13 protein-coding genes are annotated in these 14,854 nt (G+C 68.6%); 8 read left to right on the top strand and 5 right to left on the bottom strand.

What is annotated here, in order from left to right:
• Window positions 1-112 precede the first annotated feature (112 nt).
• The 5 genes from FBZ83_RS32240 to FBZ83_RS02275 all read left to right on the top strand — a co-directional run bounded on the left by FBZ83_RS32240 (window position 113) and on the right by FBZ83_RS02275 (window position 4,794).
• On the top strand, window positions 113-1,549 hold the full coding sequence (locus FBZ83_RS32240) for a DUF2066 domain-containing protein (protein WP_145680879.1): 1,437 nt from the start codon (window positions 113-115) through the stop codon (window positions 1,547-1,549).
• Window positions 1,550-1,651: 102 nt separating this feature from the next.
• Window positions 1,652-2,212, top strand: a complete 561-nt coding sequence (locus FBZ83_RS02290) for a CDP-alcohol phosphatidyltransferase family protein (RefSeq protein WP_145680878.1) — start codon at window positions 1,652-1,654, stop codon at window positions 2,210-2,212.
• A complete protein-coding gene (locus FBZ83_RS02285) occupies window positions 2,209-3,270 on the top strand; it encodes an AI-2E family transporter (protein ID WP_145680877.1) in 1,062 nt (353 codons plus the stop codon). The genes FBZ83_RS02290 and FBZ83_RS02285 overlap by 4 nt, the downstream gene beginning before the upstream one ends.
• Before the next feature lie 41 nt (window positions 3,271-3,311).
• Entirely contained in the window at window positions 3,312-4,076 is a 765-nt protein-coding gene (locus FBZ83_RS02280) for an HdaA/DnaA family protein (protein WP_247888100.1), read from the top strand.
• Window positions 4,015-4,794, top strand: coding sequence for an SDR family oxidoreductase (locus FBZ83_RS02275; RefSeq protein WP_145680876.1), 780 nt, complete (start codon window positions 4,015-4,017; stop codon window positions 4,792-4,794). Before FBZ83_RS02280 ends, FBZ83_RS02275 begins: the two co-directional genes overlap by 62 nt.
• Before the next feature lie 76 nt (window positions 4,795-4,870).
• Here the strand turns inward: FBZ83_RS02275 and FBZ83_RS02270 are convergent, their stop codons facing one another.
• Both FBZ83_RS02270 and FBZ83_RS02265 read right to left on the bottom strand, forming a co-directional pair.
• Window positions 4,871-5,473 carry an FMN-dependent NADH-azoreductase gene (locus FBZ83_RS02270; protein ID WP_145680875.1) on the bottom strand — a complete coding sequence of 201 codons (603 nt, stop codon included), beginning with the start codon at window positions 5,471-5,473 and terminating at the stop codon, window positions 4,871-4,873.
• A 40-nt stretch (window positions 5,474-5,513) separates the two neighbouring features.
• Window positions 5,514-5,996: a DMT family transporter gene (locus tag FBZ83_RS02265; RefSeq protein ID WP_145680874.1), complete on the bottom strand. Its 483-nt coding sequence runs from the start codon at window positions 5,994-5,996 to the stop codon at window positions 5,514-5,516.
• 72 nt (window positions 5,997-6,068) lie between these two features.
• On the opposite strand from FBZ83_RS02265, the gene FBZ83_RS02260 reads away from it, so the two are divergent.
• On the top strand, window positions 6,069-6,983 hold the full coding sequence (locus tag FBZ83_RS02260; RefSeq protein ID WP_145680873.1) for a LysR family transcriptional regulator: 915 nt from the start codon (window positions 6,069-6,071) through the stop codon (window positions 6,981-6,983).
• A 159-nt stretch (window positions 6,984-7,142) separates the two neighbouring features.
• Here the strand turns inward: FBZ83_RS02260 and FBZ83_RS02255 are convergent, their stop codons facing one another.
• Complete coding sequence (locus tag FBZ83_RS02255; protein WP_247888099.1) at window positions 7,143-8,750, bottom strand: CYTH and CHAD domain-containing protein; 1,608 nt, start codon at window positions 8,748-8,750, stop codon at window positions 7,143-7,145.
• Window positions 8,751-8,821: 71 nt separating this feature from the next.
• Window positions 8,822-9,340 (bottom strand): SixA phosphatase family protein, encoded by a 519-nt coding sequence (locus tag FBZ83_RS02250; protein WP_145680872.1) that lies wholly within the window; start codon window positions 9,338-9,340, stop codon window positions 8,822-8,824.
• A gap of 216 nt (window positions 9,341-9,556) precedes the next feature.
• On the opposite strand from FBZ83_RS02250, the gene FBZ83_RS02245 reads away from it, so the two are divergent.
• A complete protein-coding gene (locus FBZ83_RS02245; protein WP_145680871.1) occupies window positions 9,557-11,704 on the top strand; it encodes an RNA degradosome polyphosphate kinase in 2,148 nt (715 codons plus the stop codon).
• A 19-nt stretch (window positions 11,705-11,723) separates the two neighbouring features.
• Window positions 11,724-13,277 carry a Ppx/GppA family phosphatase gene (locus FBZ83_RS02240; protein WP_145680870.1) on the top strand — a complete coding sequence of 518 codons (1,554 nt, stop codon included), beginning with the start codon at window positions 11,724-11,726 and terminating at the stop codon, window positions 13,275-13,277.
• Between the two features lie 46 nt (window positions 13,278-13,323).
• On the opposite strand, the gene FBZ83_RS02235 is transcribed toward FBZ83_RS02240, so the two are convergent.
• Window positions 13,324-14,613, bottom strand: coding sequence for a hypothetical protein (locus tag FBZ83_RS02235; RefSeq protein WP_186464724.1), 1,290 nt, complete (start codon window positions 14,611-14,613; stop codon window positions 13,324-13,326).
• Window positions 14,614-14,854 lie beyond the last annotated feature (241 nt).

The following is a 14,854-nucleotide window of genomic DNA, read 5'->3' as shown; positions in this document are numbered from 1 at the left end:
TGATGGTATCCTCGCTTGGGCTGAGCTATATACCTGGGCCACCTGAACCGGGTCAATTTGGGCCGGGTCAATAGGGAACGGGCCGAACATACTCGAATCGGAAGGCTTTGCAATGCTCCACCGCCGCCATGCGCCGCTGTTTGCGGGCTTCGCCGCCATCACCGTGGCCCTGGCCGTTCCGGCCGGCCCCGTGGACGCGCAGGTGCCCGGCGCCGCGCCACCCGCGGTGGCGGCCCCGGCTGTCCCTGGGACGGCCCCCGCGGCGGTTCCGGCGGCGGACCCCTTCACCGTGTCGGGCGTGAAGGTGGACGTCAGCGCCGCCAACGCCAACGCCGCCCGCGACCAGGCGATCCGCGACGCGCAGGTGAAGGCCTGGGCGGAGCTGTACAAGCGCCTCGTCCCCTCGGCCACCACGGTTCCGCGGGTGTCGGACATCGAGCTCGCCCGTCTGGTCCAGGGCTTCGAGATCGACGACGAGAAGGTGTCGGCGACCCGCTATGTCGGCAGCATCACCGTGCGCTTCCGCCCCAACCCGGTGCGCGAGACGCTGGCCGGCGGCGGCCAGCAGTATGTCGAGCCGCCGGCCCGGCCCTATGTGATCCTGCCGGTCACCGTCGTCGACGGGCGCCCCGTGCTGTGGGAGGACCGCACCGACTGGCGCGAGGCCTGGGAGGGCCGGCAAGCCGGCGCCTCGCTGGTTCCGCTGGTCGTTCCGGACGGCGAACTGGCCGACATCTCCGCCATCGGCGTGAACGAGGCGCTGTCCGGCGACCCCGAGGCGCTGGCCCGCATCGCCCAGCGCTACAACGCCGGCGGCGTGATCGTCGCCAAGACCGAGCTTCCGGCCGGCGGGCTGGATCTCGGCCGTCCGCTGGCGGTCGAGGTGACCCACTACACCCCCGACGGCGCGCGGGACACGCAGACGGTCAACGTGAAGGCCGACATGGCCGACCGGGCCGGCGACTTCCTGACCCGCGCGACGACCTTCGTGTCGGCCGCCATCGACGAATCCTACCGCCGCGACAACACGGTGGCGAGCGGGCCGGAGCAGGCGACCCTGGTGCGGGTGCCGCTGGCCAGCCTCAACGATTGGGTGGAGACGCGCAAGCGGCTGGGCATGGTCAACGCCGTTACCCGGACCGACGTGCTGTCGATCAGCCGCTACGAGGCGCTGGTCGCGCTGACCCACCGCGGCGACGTCGAGCGGCTGCGCCAGGCGCTGGCCCGCCGCGACCTCGGCCTCGCCCGCACCGGGGCGGTCGCGGCACCGGTGCCGGTCCCCGTTCCGGGCCAGCCGCTTCCGCCGGTCGCGCCGACGCCGGAATGGCAGCTCCAGGTGCTGGCGAGGGGCGCCGGGGCGGCCCTGGCGCAGCCCGCCGCCGTTTCGCCGGCGTCCGTCCCGGCGTCTCCCTCGGCCTTTTCGCCGGCCACCGCCGCGCCGTCGGCCTATCCCAGCGCGGTTCCGGCCCCGGTCGGCGCTCCGACGGCCGCGCCGGGGGCGCCGCCGCGCATCCTGGGCACGCTGCCGGCCGGGACGGCGCGCCCATGATCGAAAGGGCGTGACGGCGAACGGCCTCCCGGCGTTACAGACGGGCCGGGATCGGCCCTTGCGGGGACGGCGGCGGTAAGGACAACGGCAGAAGGCACCGCGGTGAGCATTCCGAACATCATCACCTTCGGCCGCATCCTGGTGGTGCCGGTCGCCGTCTATTTCATCCTGGCCGGGGAGTTGGGGGTCGCCTTCTGGCTGTTCGTCGGGGCGGGGGTGTCCGACGCCGTCGACGGTGCGGTGGCCCGCATGTTCCGCGCCCGTACAGTGCTGGGCGCCTATCTCGACCCGATCGCCGACAAGGCGCTGCTGGTCAGCGTCTACGTCTCGCTGGGCCACATCGGCGTGCTGCCGCTGTGGCTGGTCATCCTGGTGGTGTTCCGCGACCTGATGATCATCGGCGGGGTGATGCTGCTCTACACGCTGAAGGAGTCGCTGGCCATGCAGCCGCTCTATGTCAGCAAGATCAACACGGCGGTGCAGCTCGCCCTCGCCGCGGCCGTGCTGGCTCCGGCGGGGCTGGGGCTGCCGGACTTCCATCTGTTCGGGCGGGAGCTGGTGCCGCTGCTGATCTGGGTCTGCGCCGGAACCACGGTGCTGTCGGGGCTGGCCTACATCTACCGCGGCGGGCTTCTGTTCAGCCGGCATGGAGGGGTGCCGTGACGGCGGGCAAGCAGATCCGCTTCTGGCTGATCGGGCTCGGCCTGTTCGTCCTGGCGCTGTGGCTGCTGTCGGGCATGCTGCTGCCCTTCGTGGTCGGGCTGGCGGTCGCCTACCTGCTGGACCCGGTGGTCGACCGGGTGGAGCGCTGGCGCCTGCCGCGCTGGCTGGCGACGACGCTGGTTCTGCTGTCCTTCGTCCTGGTGCTGGTGCTGATGGTCCTGCTGCTGCTGCCGCTGGTGCAGTCGCAGGTGTCCCACCTGATCGAGGTGCTGCCAAACTACGCCAACGCCGCGCGGGACCGGCTGATGCCGATGCTTGACCGGCTGGTCCACCGCCTGTCGCCGGAGGATGTGGAGCGGCTGCGCGGTGCCGCCGGCAATTACGCCGGGGACGTGGTCGGCTGGGTCGGCAAGGTTCTGAAGCACATCCTGTCGAGCGGGCTGGCGCTGTTCGACGTGCTGTCGGTGATGTTCATCACGCCGATCGTGGCCTTCTACCTGATGCGCGACTGGGACATCCTGGTCGCCAAGGTGAACGGCTGGCTGCCGCTGCACCACGCCGCGACGATTCGCGAGCAGGCGCGCGAGGTCGACGAGACTCTGGCCGGATTCGTCCGCGGGCAGGCGCTGGTCTGCCTCGTGCTGGGCGTGTTCTACGCGGTGGCGCTGTCGCTGGCGGGGCTGGATTTCGGGCTGGTGATCGGGCTGATGGCGGGGCTCCTGTCCTTCATCCCCTATGTCGGCTCGCTGTTCGGATTCGTGTCGAGCACCGGGCTGGCCCTGCTGCAGTTCGACGACCCGTGGCGAATCGCCATCGTCATTGCGATCTTCCTGTTCGGGCAGGCGGTGGAGGGCAACGTCCTGACCCCGAAGCTGGTCGGCGAGAAGGTCGGGCTGCACGCGGTCTGGGTGATCTTCGCCCTGCTGGCCGGCGGGTCGCTGTTCGGTTTCGTCGGGGTTCTGCTGGCGGTTCCGGTGGCGGCGGTGATCGGGGTGCTGACACGCTTCGCGTTGGGGCGCTATCTTGACAGCCCCTACTACCGCGGTACCCCTTCCTGATGGCCTCCGCCTCATGACCCCTGTTCCATGACCTCCGCCCCATGACACTCGCGGCCCAGATCCCGCTCGACCTCGGACACCGCGCCGCCATGGGCTGCGAGGACTTCCTCGTGGCGCCCAGCAACGCCGAGGCGGTGGCGTGGCTCGACCGCTGGCCGTCCTGGCCGGCGCCGGCCCTGACGCTGTACGGGCCGGACGGTTGCGGCAAGACCCATCTGGGCCATGTCTGGCGGGCGCGCAGCCACGCCCCCATCGCCTTGGGCGAGGCGCTCGACCGGATCGACCCGCACGCCCTGCTGGCCCGCGCCAACGCCGTGGTGGTGGAGGACGCGGACCGGGTGGCCGGCGCCCCGGAGCGCGAGGAGGCGTTGTTCCACCTCTACAACCTCGCCCGCGACTCGGGCGGGCATCTGCTCCTGCTGTCGCGCCGCCCGCCGTCGCGCTGGCGGATGAAGCTGGCCGACCTGCGCTCCCGCATCAAGGCGGCGCCCGCGGTGGGGGTGGAGGCGCCGGACGACGCCCTGCTCGCCGCCGTGCTGGTCAAGCTGTTTGCCGACCGCCAGCTGCGGCCGGGCATGGACCTCATCACCTACCTGCTGACCCGGATGGAGCGCTCGCTGGAGGCGGCGGGGCGGGTGGTCGCGGCGCTTGACCGCGCCTCGCTGGCCGCGCACCGTCCCCTGACCGTGCCGCTGGCCCGCGAGGTGCTGGCCGGTCTGGAGGCCGGGAAGGGAGGAGACGAGGATGGATCTGGGAATCGCCGGACGCCGCGCCATCGTGTGCGCAGCCAGCAAGGGACTGGGTAAGGCCTGCGCCCTGGCGCTGGCGCGCGAGGGGGTGGCGGTCACCATCACCGCGCGCGGCCGCGACCTGCTGGAGGCCGCCGCTGAGGAGATCCGCAAGGAGACCGGCGCCACCGTGACCACCGCCGTGGGCGACATCGCGACGGAGGAGGGGCGCGCCGCGGCCCTCGCCGCCTGTCCGGAGCCGGACATCCTCATCAACAACGCGGGCGGCCCGCCGCCGGGCGACTTCCGCGACTGGGAACGCGACGATTGGGTCCGCGCCGTCGAGGCCAACATGCTGGCCCCGATCTTCCTCATCAAGGCGACGGTGGACGGCATGATCGGGCGCCGCTTCGGGCGGATCGTCAACGTCACCTCGGCGGCGGTGAAGGCGCCGATCCCGATCCTCGGCCTGTCCAACGGGGCGCGGGCCGGGCTGACCGGCTTCGTCGCGGGACTGTCGCGCCAGACCGTGCGGCACAACGTGACGATCAACAACCTGCTGCCCGGCCCCTTCGAGACCGACCGCCTGCGCGCCACCATGGAGGGCGGGGCCAAGGCCAACAACCGCAGCCTGGACGAGGAGATGGACCTCCGCCGCGCCGGCAACCCGTCCGGCCGCTTCGGCGATCCGGCGGAGTTCGGCGCGGCCTGCGCCTTCCTCTGCTCGGCCCACGCCGGTTTCATGACCGGGCAAAACGTCCTGCTGGACGGCGGCGCCTACGCGGGGACGCTGTAAGCGGCTGGTTGAGACTTGAGCCGGGTCCTGTCCGACCACCATTCCAAGGGCCATCGGACAGGACCTGGCGGAGCGCCTACTGGAAATCGCAACATGGATCGAGGGCTGATATCGCCTCGAACGCGGCCTGCATGCCGCTTTCCCGGTGTGCTTCGCTGATGGCGAGACCTTCCGCGGCGATCACATCGAGCCTCGTCACGCCGATGAACGCGAACATCGACCGAAGGTAGGCCTCGGCGTGTTCGGACGACGCCAGGGCCGTGCCCTGTCGATATTGACCGCCCCGCGCCACGGCAAGGACCACCCGCTTGTTCTGCGCCAATCCTTCCGGGCCGTTCTCCGTGTAGCGGAACGTCTTCCCCGCGATGACAATCCGGTCGATCCATGTCCGGAGTTGGCTGGAAATGGTCAGGTTGTAGAGCGCGACGCCGATGACGATGACATCGGCGTTGAGGAACTCGTCCAGAAGCTTTTCACCAAACGCGATGTCCTCCATCACCGCCGGGGAGGCCGCCAGATGGTCGCCGGTGAGATGGGGAACGGGAACAGCGGCCAGATCACGATGGACGATGTCGATCTCGGGATTGTGGTCCTTCAATCGCTGGACGATGGCTTTGGACAGCATACGGCTTACGGATTGCTCACCGAGAATGCTGGAGTCGATGTGAAGCAGGTTCATGGGTGATCTTTCTTGAAAGGTCGGCGAGAGCGTCGTGCCGTCACGAACCGGCGGGCGGCTTCACGCCGAGCGCGGGCACCTGCATCACGATCAGCCCGAGGAAGATCAGGCCAAGACCGGCGAGACGGGACAGCGAGACGGGCTTTCGCGGGAGGCCGACAAGCCCCCATTGGTCGATGATGATCGATGCCAGCATTTGCCCGGCGATGACCGCCGTGATGAAGCCGGCGGCGCCGAGTTTCGGCGCCAGCATGAGCGCGCCGGTGATGTAGACGACGCCGACGACACCACCGATCCACACCCAGCGGGGGGCTTGCGCCAGATTCGAAAGGGTCGGCGCCTCCACCCGCGCCAGGGCCATGACGGGCAGGATGCAGGCGAAGCTGACGCACAGGGATACGGCCGTCCCCCACAGCGGATGGCCGAGCGTCCGTCCCAGGACGGCGTTGGCCCCGGCCTGAAACGGAACAACCGCACCGGTGATGATCGCGGCCAGGATGAGAAGCAGGGCATTGGTTTGCATGGTTGAGCCTCCATGCATCACCAGATGCCGCATTCATGCCATGGATGGAAATTCTGATGTAATATCTCGATCATGCACGACATGAATACCCTTCGCGGCATCGACCTCAACCTGCTGGTGGTCCTCGATGCACTGCTGGCCGAGCGGCATGTGTCGCGCACCGCATCCCGGCTGAACATGAGTCAGCCCGCGGTCAGCCATGCGCTCGGGCGTCTTCGCCATCTGTTCGACGACCCCCTGTTGATACGCCGCGACGGGCAACTGGTTCTGAGCGCAAGGGCGCTTGAAGTCGCTCCGGCGTTGACCGAAGCCCTGCGACAGGTGCGGGAGGTCCTCGGACCGGGAGGCTTCGACCCGGCCAGGGAAAAACGGACGTTCCGCCTTGCGATGTCGGATTACGGCTCCGCTGTCGTCCTCCCGGGTCTGCTGAAGATGCTGCGCCTCGAAGCGCCGGGAATAGATCTGGTGATCACCCAATCGAACCGGGAAACGATGCTCCGGCAGGTGTTGGATGGGGACTGCGATCTGGCAATTGGTGTGTTTCCCGATCGTCCCGAACGGATCGAATCAGAGCAGCTTTTCGCCGAGCGCTTCGCTTGCCTTGCGGATCGGGAGGGGCTGGGGGGCCATGACCGCCTGGATATCGGGGCCTATCTTGACCGGCCACACGTGCTCGTTGCGATGAAGGACGAAGCAAACACCGAGATCGACACGGCCTTGCGCGCCGTCGGCCACACGCGCCGCATCGCCGTCACGCTGCCGCATTGGGGAAACGCGCCACGGTTGATCCAAGGAACGGACCTCGTTCTGACGGTGGCCCGGAAAGCCCTTGCGCTCTGTGAGCATGACCCGGCCGTCGTCGTTTTCGAGCCGCCGTTTCCGATACCGCCATTTCCCTTCGTTCAGGTTTGGCATGAACGGCGCGGCGGCGATCCCGGGCACCTGTGGCTGCGCAACGCGGTCGCGAACGTCTCGATGGCTGTGTAGTTGGCGGCCAGCCAGGGGTGGTGCTGTCCACGCAACGTCCTCGACGCGGCATCCATCCCCGCCCCTGCGAAGCTCTCGCGCAAACATAGTTTGCGCTGACGCGGCAGGCGGACCTTCGGTCCGCCGAAGCGGGGGACGGTTAGGGTGGGGGCAGGACCGTCACCAGAACACCGGCCCGTCGCGGAAGGCCTTCCACAACCCCGGCAGTGCCTTGCGGCGCTTGTCGGCCTGCTTGGCGAGCCAGCGGGCGGTCGCTTCGGCGGTGGGCCGCTGCTCCGGCCGGTCCGCCGACAGGCCGCGCAGAAGGTCGCCGGCCACCGCGGCGTCGTGCTCGGCGTCCAGCGCATCCAGCACGGCGTCGAGTGCGGCGATGAAGGGCACCGTCGCGGTTTCAGCGCAGAGGCCGCGGAAGAACTCCGCCGTGTGGCGGAGCTTGCGCAGACGGCGGCGCAGCCGGTCGCGCGCCGTGGCGTCAGCCCCCTCAATGTCGCGTCCCGCCTTCAGGGCCTTGGCGTGCTGGGCGGCCAGCCAGGGGCCGGACAGCTCGGCCATCGGGCGGTCGAGCTGGGCGCGGACCTCCGGCGCGGCACCGGACTGCCACGCCCCGTCCTCCAGCCAAGCGCCGAGCGCCAGGATCAGCCCGGTGCAGCGTGGCGATTGGATCGCCTCCACCGCGGCCAGCGCGGGCGCCCGACGGGCCTCACGCACCGCGGCCGTCAGCGCGGCGAGCGCGTCGGCGGTGGCCTTTTCCGTTGCCGAGAAGGGCGCGATCCCGTGGGACAGCAGCACATCCCAATCGCGCGCCGGGCCGAGCTGGCGGGAGAACCAGCGGATGTCGTTCCCGGCGCGGCAGGCCTCCGGCACCCCGGCGAGGGGGCGGAACAGGCGGATGGCCGTGCGCAGGCGGCGCAGCGCGACGCGCATCTGGTGCAGCCCCTCCACGTCGCCGCCGGCCAGGGCACAGGCCTCGTTGGCGAGCAGCAGGCGCAGCCCGTGGCGGATGATGTGGCGGTAGGCCTCGGCCACCGTGGTGACCGGGGTCAGGCCCAGCGGTTCCGGCAGGACGGGGGCGGGCAGGCGCCCGGTGACGAGGCGGTCGCCGATTTCCGCCTTGCTCTCCGTCCCGATGCGAACCGGGACGCGGCGCTGGAGGGCCAGGGCGAGATCGAACAGGCGTCCGATGCGGCCCGACTTCAGCTCAAGCTCGACCTCGCTGATGCGGGCGCAGGCGTTGCCGGCGGTGATCTGGCCGTCGTCCACCGCCACCTCGATGGAGGTCAGGGCGTCCGGGCGGACGAGCAGGGTGGTGCGCCGAAACTCCGTCGTGAACTGTGGAGCCAGCGCCGCCCGCGCGTCTTCCGGCACCAGGGCGGCCACGCCCTCGGCGTCGAGAGGCGTCATGTCGGGGGCGGCCGTGGGAATGGCCCAGTCCCATTTCTTGCGGATGGCCACCGCGGCCGAATCGCCGGGGGTGGCGGCGTTGATGGTCTTCAGCGTCTGCACGAACCGGTCGCCGTCCTGCCGCACCCGCAGGGCCACGCCCCCCAGGAACAGACGGCGGTCCGGCGTGTCGTAATAGACGGTGCGCAGGGCGCGGACGGCTGGCGCGCCTTCCGCCTTCTCCTTCAGCGCCGCTAGGTCCGCAACGCGGGGGAGGTCGCGCGGATCGAGATGGAGCTTCATCTCCACCTCGCGCACGGCCGACACCGTGGCGGACGCCGCGGCGGGTGCACCCGGGGGCGCGTTGTTCTGGGGCGCGGAAGACACGGGGGGCGACTCCTGCTCGGTTCCGGGCCTGCTCGGTTCAGGGTTGAAATACCCCAATTGGCAGAAGGGCGTTAAGAGAGTTTCCGCGGCAGGATGAAATCGGCCAGCCGTCCCGACCCGCTGTCCAGGTCGGCCCAGCGGGCGCCCTCGAACAGGAACACGGCGCAGGCGCCGGTCGGGAACTTCTCCGCCAGTGCCGCGCGGTGCCGCTCCTCGCCGCGTCCGGCCAGGTCGCGGGCGAGGTCGTGGAGGTCCGGGTTGTGGGCGACCAGCATCAGCGACGAGGCGGAGTCGGGGGCGTCGTGCAGCCGCTCCAGGAGGACGCGCGCCCCGCACAGGTAGAGGCCGTGCTCGCGCTCCACCGGGATGTCAGGCGCGTCCATCACCTCCAGCAGCCGGTCGGCGGTGTCCGCCGCGCGCCGGGCGGTGGAGCACAGCACCAGCCCGATGCGCGCCCCCCGCTCCTTCAGTTCGTGGCCGACCAGCCGGGCCGCCTTCTTCCCCCGCGGCGCCAGCGGGCGGTCGTGATCGTCCAGGGAGGGATCGTCCCACGCCGACTTGCCGTGGCGCATGAGATAGAGCGTCTTCATCGCGGGAGTCCCTTCCTTCCGAATCGGCCTCCGGCGGGATGCGCCGGGGGTGCGACTGTTTTCGCAGCGGTATTATCGTGACGGCAGTATTATGCTGTCTGACCCAAAACCGTAACGTAGTTGGGGTAGGTTGCCTGGCCCGTCGACCGCGGCGGGGCGGTTCGGCCCGACCGGACTGTAGCGGCACCACCCATCACGCAAAAGCCCGAGGCTGCTGTGACCGAACTTCAGGACCTGGAAGCGACCTGCATCGAAGCGGACGCGCCGGAGCGCTTCATCAACCGCGAACTGTCGTGGCTGGCCTTCAACCAGCGCGTCCTGGATGAGGCGTCCAACCCGAATCACCCGCTGCTGGAGCGGCTGAGGTTCCTGTCGATTTCGTCCAGCAACCTCGACGAATTCTACATGGTCCGCGTCGCCGGCCTGAAGGGGCAGGTGGCCGCGGGGGTGAAGACCCCCAGCGCCGAGAACCTGACCCCGGCCCAGCAGCTCACCGCGGTGAACCAGCGCATCGTCGAGCTGATGAACGCGCAGCAGACCATGTGGCGCAGCCTGAAGCAGGACCTGCGCGAGGCCGGCATCATGGTGGCCGGCGCCGAGGACCTGACCGACGGGGAGAAGGACTGGCTGGAGGCCAAGTTCCTCGACGACATCTTCCCCATCCTGACCCCCATCGCGGTGGACCCGGCGCACCCGTTCCCCTTCCTGCCCAACCTGGGCTTCTCGCTGGCGCTGCAACTGCACGAGCCGGTGAAGGGGCGGCACCTCGACGCGCTGGTCCCGCTGCCGGCGCAGCTCGACCGCTTCATCCGCCTGCCGGGCTCGGAGATCCGCTTCATCCAGCTGGAAAAGCTGGTGATGCTGTTCATCGACCGGCTCTTCCCGCCGTTCCAGGTGAAGGCCCACGGCGTCTTCCGCGTCCTGCGCGACAGCGAGATGGAGATCGAGGAGGAGGCGGAGGATCTGGTCCGCACCTTCGAAAGTGCGCTGAAGCGGCGCCGCCGCGGCAGCGTCATCCGGCTGGCCACCGACGCCGGCATGGCCGCCGACCTGCGCGAGTTCCTGCGCCACGAGCTGCGCGTCTCGAACGACGACGTGTTCATCCTCGACGGGCTGATCGGCCTGTCGGACACCCGCCAGCTCATCGTCGACGAGCGGCCCGATCTGGTCTTCCGCCCCTTCAACGCCCGCTTCCCGGAGCGCATCCGCGACTTCGGCGGCGACTGCTTCGCGGCCATCCGCGACAAGGACATCGTCGTCCACCACCCGTACGAGAGCTTCGACGTGGTGGTGCAGTTCATCCGGCAGGCGGCGCGCGACCCGCAGGTGGTCGCCATCAAGCAGACGCTCTACCGCACCAGCAAGGACAGCCCGATCGTCGCCGCGCTGATCGAGGCGGCGGAGGCCGGCAAGTCGGTGACCGCCCTGGTCGAGCTGAAGGCCCGCTTCGACGAGGAGGCCAACATCCGCTGGGCGCGCGATCTGGAACGCGCCGGCGCCCAGGTGGTCTACGGCTTCGTCGACCTGAAGACGCACGCCAAGGTGTCGCTGGTGGTGCGGCGCGAGAACAAGGCGCTGCGCAGCTACGTGCATTTCGGGACGGGCAACTACCATCCGATCACGGCGAAGGTCTACACCGACCTGTCCTTCTTCACCTGCGACCCGGCGCTCTGCCACGACGCGGCGGTGATGTTCAACTACATGACCGGCTACGCCACGCCGAAGCTGCTGGAGAAGATCGCCATCGCCCCGATCACGCTGCGCCAGAAGCTGGGCCAGCTGATCGACGCGGAGGTCGCCAACGCCGCCGCCGGCAAGCCCGCCCACATCTGGGTGAAGCTGAACTCGCTGGTCGATTCGGAGATCATTGACCGGCTCTACAAGGCGTCGCAGAAGGGCGTGCAGATCGACATGGTGATCCGCGGCATCTGCTGCCTGCGCCCCGGCGTGAAGGGCCTGTCGGAGAACATCCGGGTGCGCAGCATCGTCGGCCGCTTCCTGGAGCACGGGCGCGTCATCTGCTTCGCCAACGGTCAGGCGCTGCCCAGCCCGCAGGCCAAGCTCTACATCTCCTCCGCCGACTGGATGACGCGCAACCTGGACCGCCGCATCGAGACGCTGGTGCCCATCGAGAACCCGACGGTGCACGAGCAGGTTTTGGACCAGATCATGGTCGCCAACCTGAAGGATGAGGCGAACACCTGGAAACTCGGCCCCGATGGCGTTTATCATCGGGTGGAGGCTGGTCCGGACGCGTTCAGCGCCCATAACTATTTCATGACGAACCCCAGCCTGTCGGGCCGCGGCAGCGCGCTCAGCAGCAAAAAGACGCCGCCGCGGTTGAAGCTGCGTACGGTCATCTGATTGAGGACATCGGTTGCTTATGACGCCGGCGCAGGAACACACGGTCGCTACCAGGGCCGTCGAGAGGGTGGTCGAGAAGGGCGAGCGGATCGCCGTGATCGACATCGGGTCCAACTCGATCCGGCTCGTCGTCTATGACGCTCTGAAGCGGTCGCCTCTGCCGGTCTTCAACGAGAAGGTCCTGTGCGGGCTCGGCCGCGGGGTGGAGAAGACCGGCTGCCTGAACCCGGACGGGGTGATCCAGGGCCTTGAGGCCCTGGAACGCTTCGCCCTTCTGGTCGCCGGCATGCGCGTCGGGCGTCTGGACGTCATCGCCACCGCGGCGGTGCGCGACGCCACGGACGGTCCGGCCTTCATCCAGCGGGTGAAGGACCGCACCGGCCTCGACGTCAGCGTCATCAGCGGCGAGGAAGAGGCGCGGCTGTCCGCCATGGGCGTGCTGTCCGGCACCCCCGCCGCGGACGGGCTGGTCGGCGACCTCGGCGGCGGCAGCCTGGAGCTGGTGCGTCTGGAGCGCGGCGTGATCGGCGAGCATCTGACGATGCCGCTGGGGCCGTTGCGCCTGATGGAGCTGAACCCGGCCAAGCCGAACGGGCTGGTCCGCGCCATCGACCAGCATCTGGAGAAGCTGGACTGGCTGGCCCAGATGCGCGGCAAGCCCTTCTTTCCGGTGGGCGGCGGCTGGCGGGCGCTGGCCAAGCTGCACATGGAGCATGTGAAGCACCCGCTGCACATCATCCACCACTACACGGTCCCCTTCGCCGAGGCGCGGGACTTCGCCGGGCTCATCGCCAAGCAGAGCCGGTCCTCGCTGGAGAAGATGTCCGGGTCGCGCCGCCGGGTCGACACGCTGCCCTACGCGGCGCTGGTCTTCGAGCGGCTGCTGCGGATGGTCCAGCCGTCCAGCGTGGTGTTCTCGGCCTTTGGGCTGCGGGAAGGGCACCTCTACGCGCTGCTCGATCCCGAGGCGCAGCGGCAGGACCCGCTGATCGCCGCGGTGGAGGATTGGGCGCAGCGCTTCGTCCGCATCGGCGATCCGGCCCTGCTGGTGTCCTGGACCGGCAACCTCTTCGCCGGGGAGGACGACGCGGCGCTGAGGCTGCGGCAAGCCGCCTGCCTGTTGAGCGACGTGGGCTGGGCCGAGCATCCCGATTACCGGGCGGAGCACGCCTGCCTGCGCATCCTGCGCTATCCCTTCCCCGGCATCGACCATGACGAGCGGGCCTTCCTGGCGCTGGCCGTCTACGCCCGCTACGCCGGTTCCATCGACGGTCCGGGCATGCCCAACGCGGTCACCGCGGGGCCGCGGTCGCTGCTCAGCGACGCCCAGGCGCGCAAGGCGCTGGTGCTGGGGCTGGCGCTGCGGCTGGCCCACACGCTGACCGGCGGAGCCACCGCGCTGCTGCAGCGCACGGCGCTGAAGGTGTCGGGGGAGCGGCTGGTGCTGACCCTGCCGGACGATTTCAGCGTGCCGGCCGGCGAGACGGTGCAGCGGCGCCTGGACGCTCTGGCGAAGGCGTTGAACCGCAAGGGCGAGATCGTCCCGCCGGCTCGGCCGCAAGCGGCGGAGTAGAGGTTTTTACCCCTCTCCGGGAGAGGGGATCAGACGGGAAAAGCCTTCACGCCACCTTGGCGTGGGCGATGGCTTCGCGGACGCTCACGCCCTTGCGCAGGATGTTATCGACGGCGCGGCCCTGCACCATCGTGATGCCGACCTTCTGGGCGTAGACGAGGCTCGACACGCTGTCGCAGCGCGCCAGGATGAACTTGCAGCGGTCCTGCTCCTGGATGCGCTCCATGAAATACTTCTCGAAGGTCGGGTCCATCTCCAGCATGTCGTTGGACCAGAAGATCTTCGCGTAGTCGGCGTTCAGGTACTCCAGGTCGAAGTTCGTCACCCAGAAGGGGTTCAGCCCGTCCACCGCGATCTGGTAGCGGCGATCCTGGGCGAACTCCACCACCTCGTTGAAGAGCGACAGGTTCTCGATCAGATCGCCCTTGGAGATCTCCAGCACCACCTGCCCGCGGAAATCGACGGGAAGCCGCTCGTCGAACTTCACGAAGCCGGTGGAGATGACCGTGGACAGGTTGATGTTGATGCCGATGCGCCGGCCCCGCATGAAGCTGAGCCCGTGGTTCAGCGCGCGCAGCACCGACTGGTCGAGGTTGGCCGTGAAATAGTTGAACAGCCATTTGTTGGCCGTGATGTCGTAGTCCGGGCAGAGCCGCTCCTGGAGCAGCTTGATCGAGATGTAGAGTTCGAAATAGGCCATGTCCTCTTCGGCGTTGCGGCCGATGTTGGCGATGGCCTGATTGAACAGGAAGGGCGACAGGTCGAACATCTGCATGGAGCGTTCGAGCTTGGCCATCTCCTCCAGCGTGATCGGCGGTTTCGTCTCGTTGGAGTGGTCGCCGGTCTCGTTGGCCTGCAGCTCCTCGATGAAACGGATGACGTTGATGAAGTTCAACGCCAGTTCCATGATCGAGTAGAGCGAGAATTCCTTGTAGGGGTTGGCCCCGATCAGCGTCGTCTTGGCCAGGAAGATCTGCTCCACCTTCTGGCAGACGTCGGTGACGCCGGTCAGCTTCAGCCCCTTGTAGAGGATGATGACGTCGCCGTTGGAGATGTTGAAGGACTGGAGGTAGGAGGCCTTGTTCGCCAGCTCCTGGATGATCGTGCGGACGATCATCTGGCTCGACGGGTCCTTGTCCCGCAGCAGCGACAGATGCATGTGGATCAGCCGCATGCCCTGCAGTTCGGACTTCGCGGAGCGGAGCAGATTCAGCAGCTTGTCGTTGTCGAATTCGGGCTTCTGGTCCTTCGCGGCGGCGACGGCGGCCTGCTTCTCCGTGGTGGAGAGGCGGACGCGGTCGCGTCCCATGGGTGGTTTGCCGCCGAACCTGCTCATACGCGAAATCCCCTGGGTGTGCGCATAGGGCTTGTGCGCACCTTAAAGGCGAGAATTCCCCCGCGAACCACACCCCGCCGCCACACGGCATGGATACGGAGCCCGTGACTTATTAGCCCTTAGTTTTTTTAACAATGCCTTAAAGCGCTGTTAATTGCGATGAATTGTTTCATAATTTTGGCTAAACGTCGCGAAGCTCCCCGAACCTGTACCGTGCCGGGCCGACTCTTGCGCCACTCTG

The organism is Azospirillum brasilense (assembly GCF_007827815.1).
In the GTDB taxonomy this organism is placed as follows: domain Bacteria; phylum Pseudomonadota; class Alphaproteobacteria; order Azospirillales; family Azospirillaceae; genus Azospirillum; species Azospirillum brasilense_C.
The sequence above is the reverse complement of the archived record's forward strand: the minus strand, read 5'-3'. Positions and strand labels throughout refer to the sequence as shown.

What these genes read in the sequence shown, in the direction of transcription:
- FBZ83_RS32240 (WP_145680879.1), top strand. Translation starts at nt 113, where the DNA reads ATGCTCCACCGCCGCCATGCGCCGCTGTTTGCGGGCTTCGCCGCCATC.
- FBZ83_RS02280 (WP_247888100.1), top strand. Translation starts at nt 3,312, where the DNA reads ATGACACTCGCGGCCCAGATCCCGCTCGACCTCGGACACCGCGCCGCC.
- FBZ83_RS02275 (WP_145680876.1), top strand. Translation starts at nt 4,015, where the DNA reads ATGGATCTGGGAATCGCCGGACGCCGCGCCATCGTGTGCGCAGCCAGC.
- FBZ83_RS02270 (WP_145680875.1), bottom strand. Translation starts at nt 5,473, where the DNA reads ATGAACCTGCTTCACATCGACTCCAGCATTCTCGGTGAGCAATCCGTA.
- FBZ83_RS02265 (WP_145680874.1), bottom strand. Translation starts at nt 5,996, where the DNA reads ATGCAAACCAATGCCCTGCTTCTCATCCTGGCCGCGATCATCACCGGT.
- FBZ83_RS02260 (WP_145680873.1), top strand. Translation starts at nt 6,069, where the DNA reads ATGCACGACATGAATACCCTTCGCGGCATCGACCTCAACCTGCTGGTG.
- FBZ83_RS02250 (WP_145680872.1), bottom strand. Translation starts at nt 9,340, where the DNA reads ATGAAGACGCTCTATCTCATGCGCCACGGCAAGTCGGCGTGGGACGAT.
- FBZ83_RS02240 (WP_145680870.1), top strand. Translation starts at nt 11,724, where the DNA reads ATGACGCCGGCGCAGGAACACACGGTCGCTACCAGGGCCGTCGAGAGG.
- FBZ83_RS02235 (WP_186464724.1), bottom strand. Translation starts at nt 14,613, where the DNA reads ATGAGCAGGTTCGGCGGCAAACCACCCATGGGACGCGACCGCGTCCGC.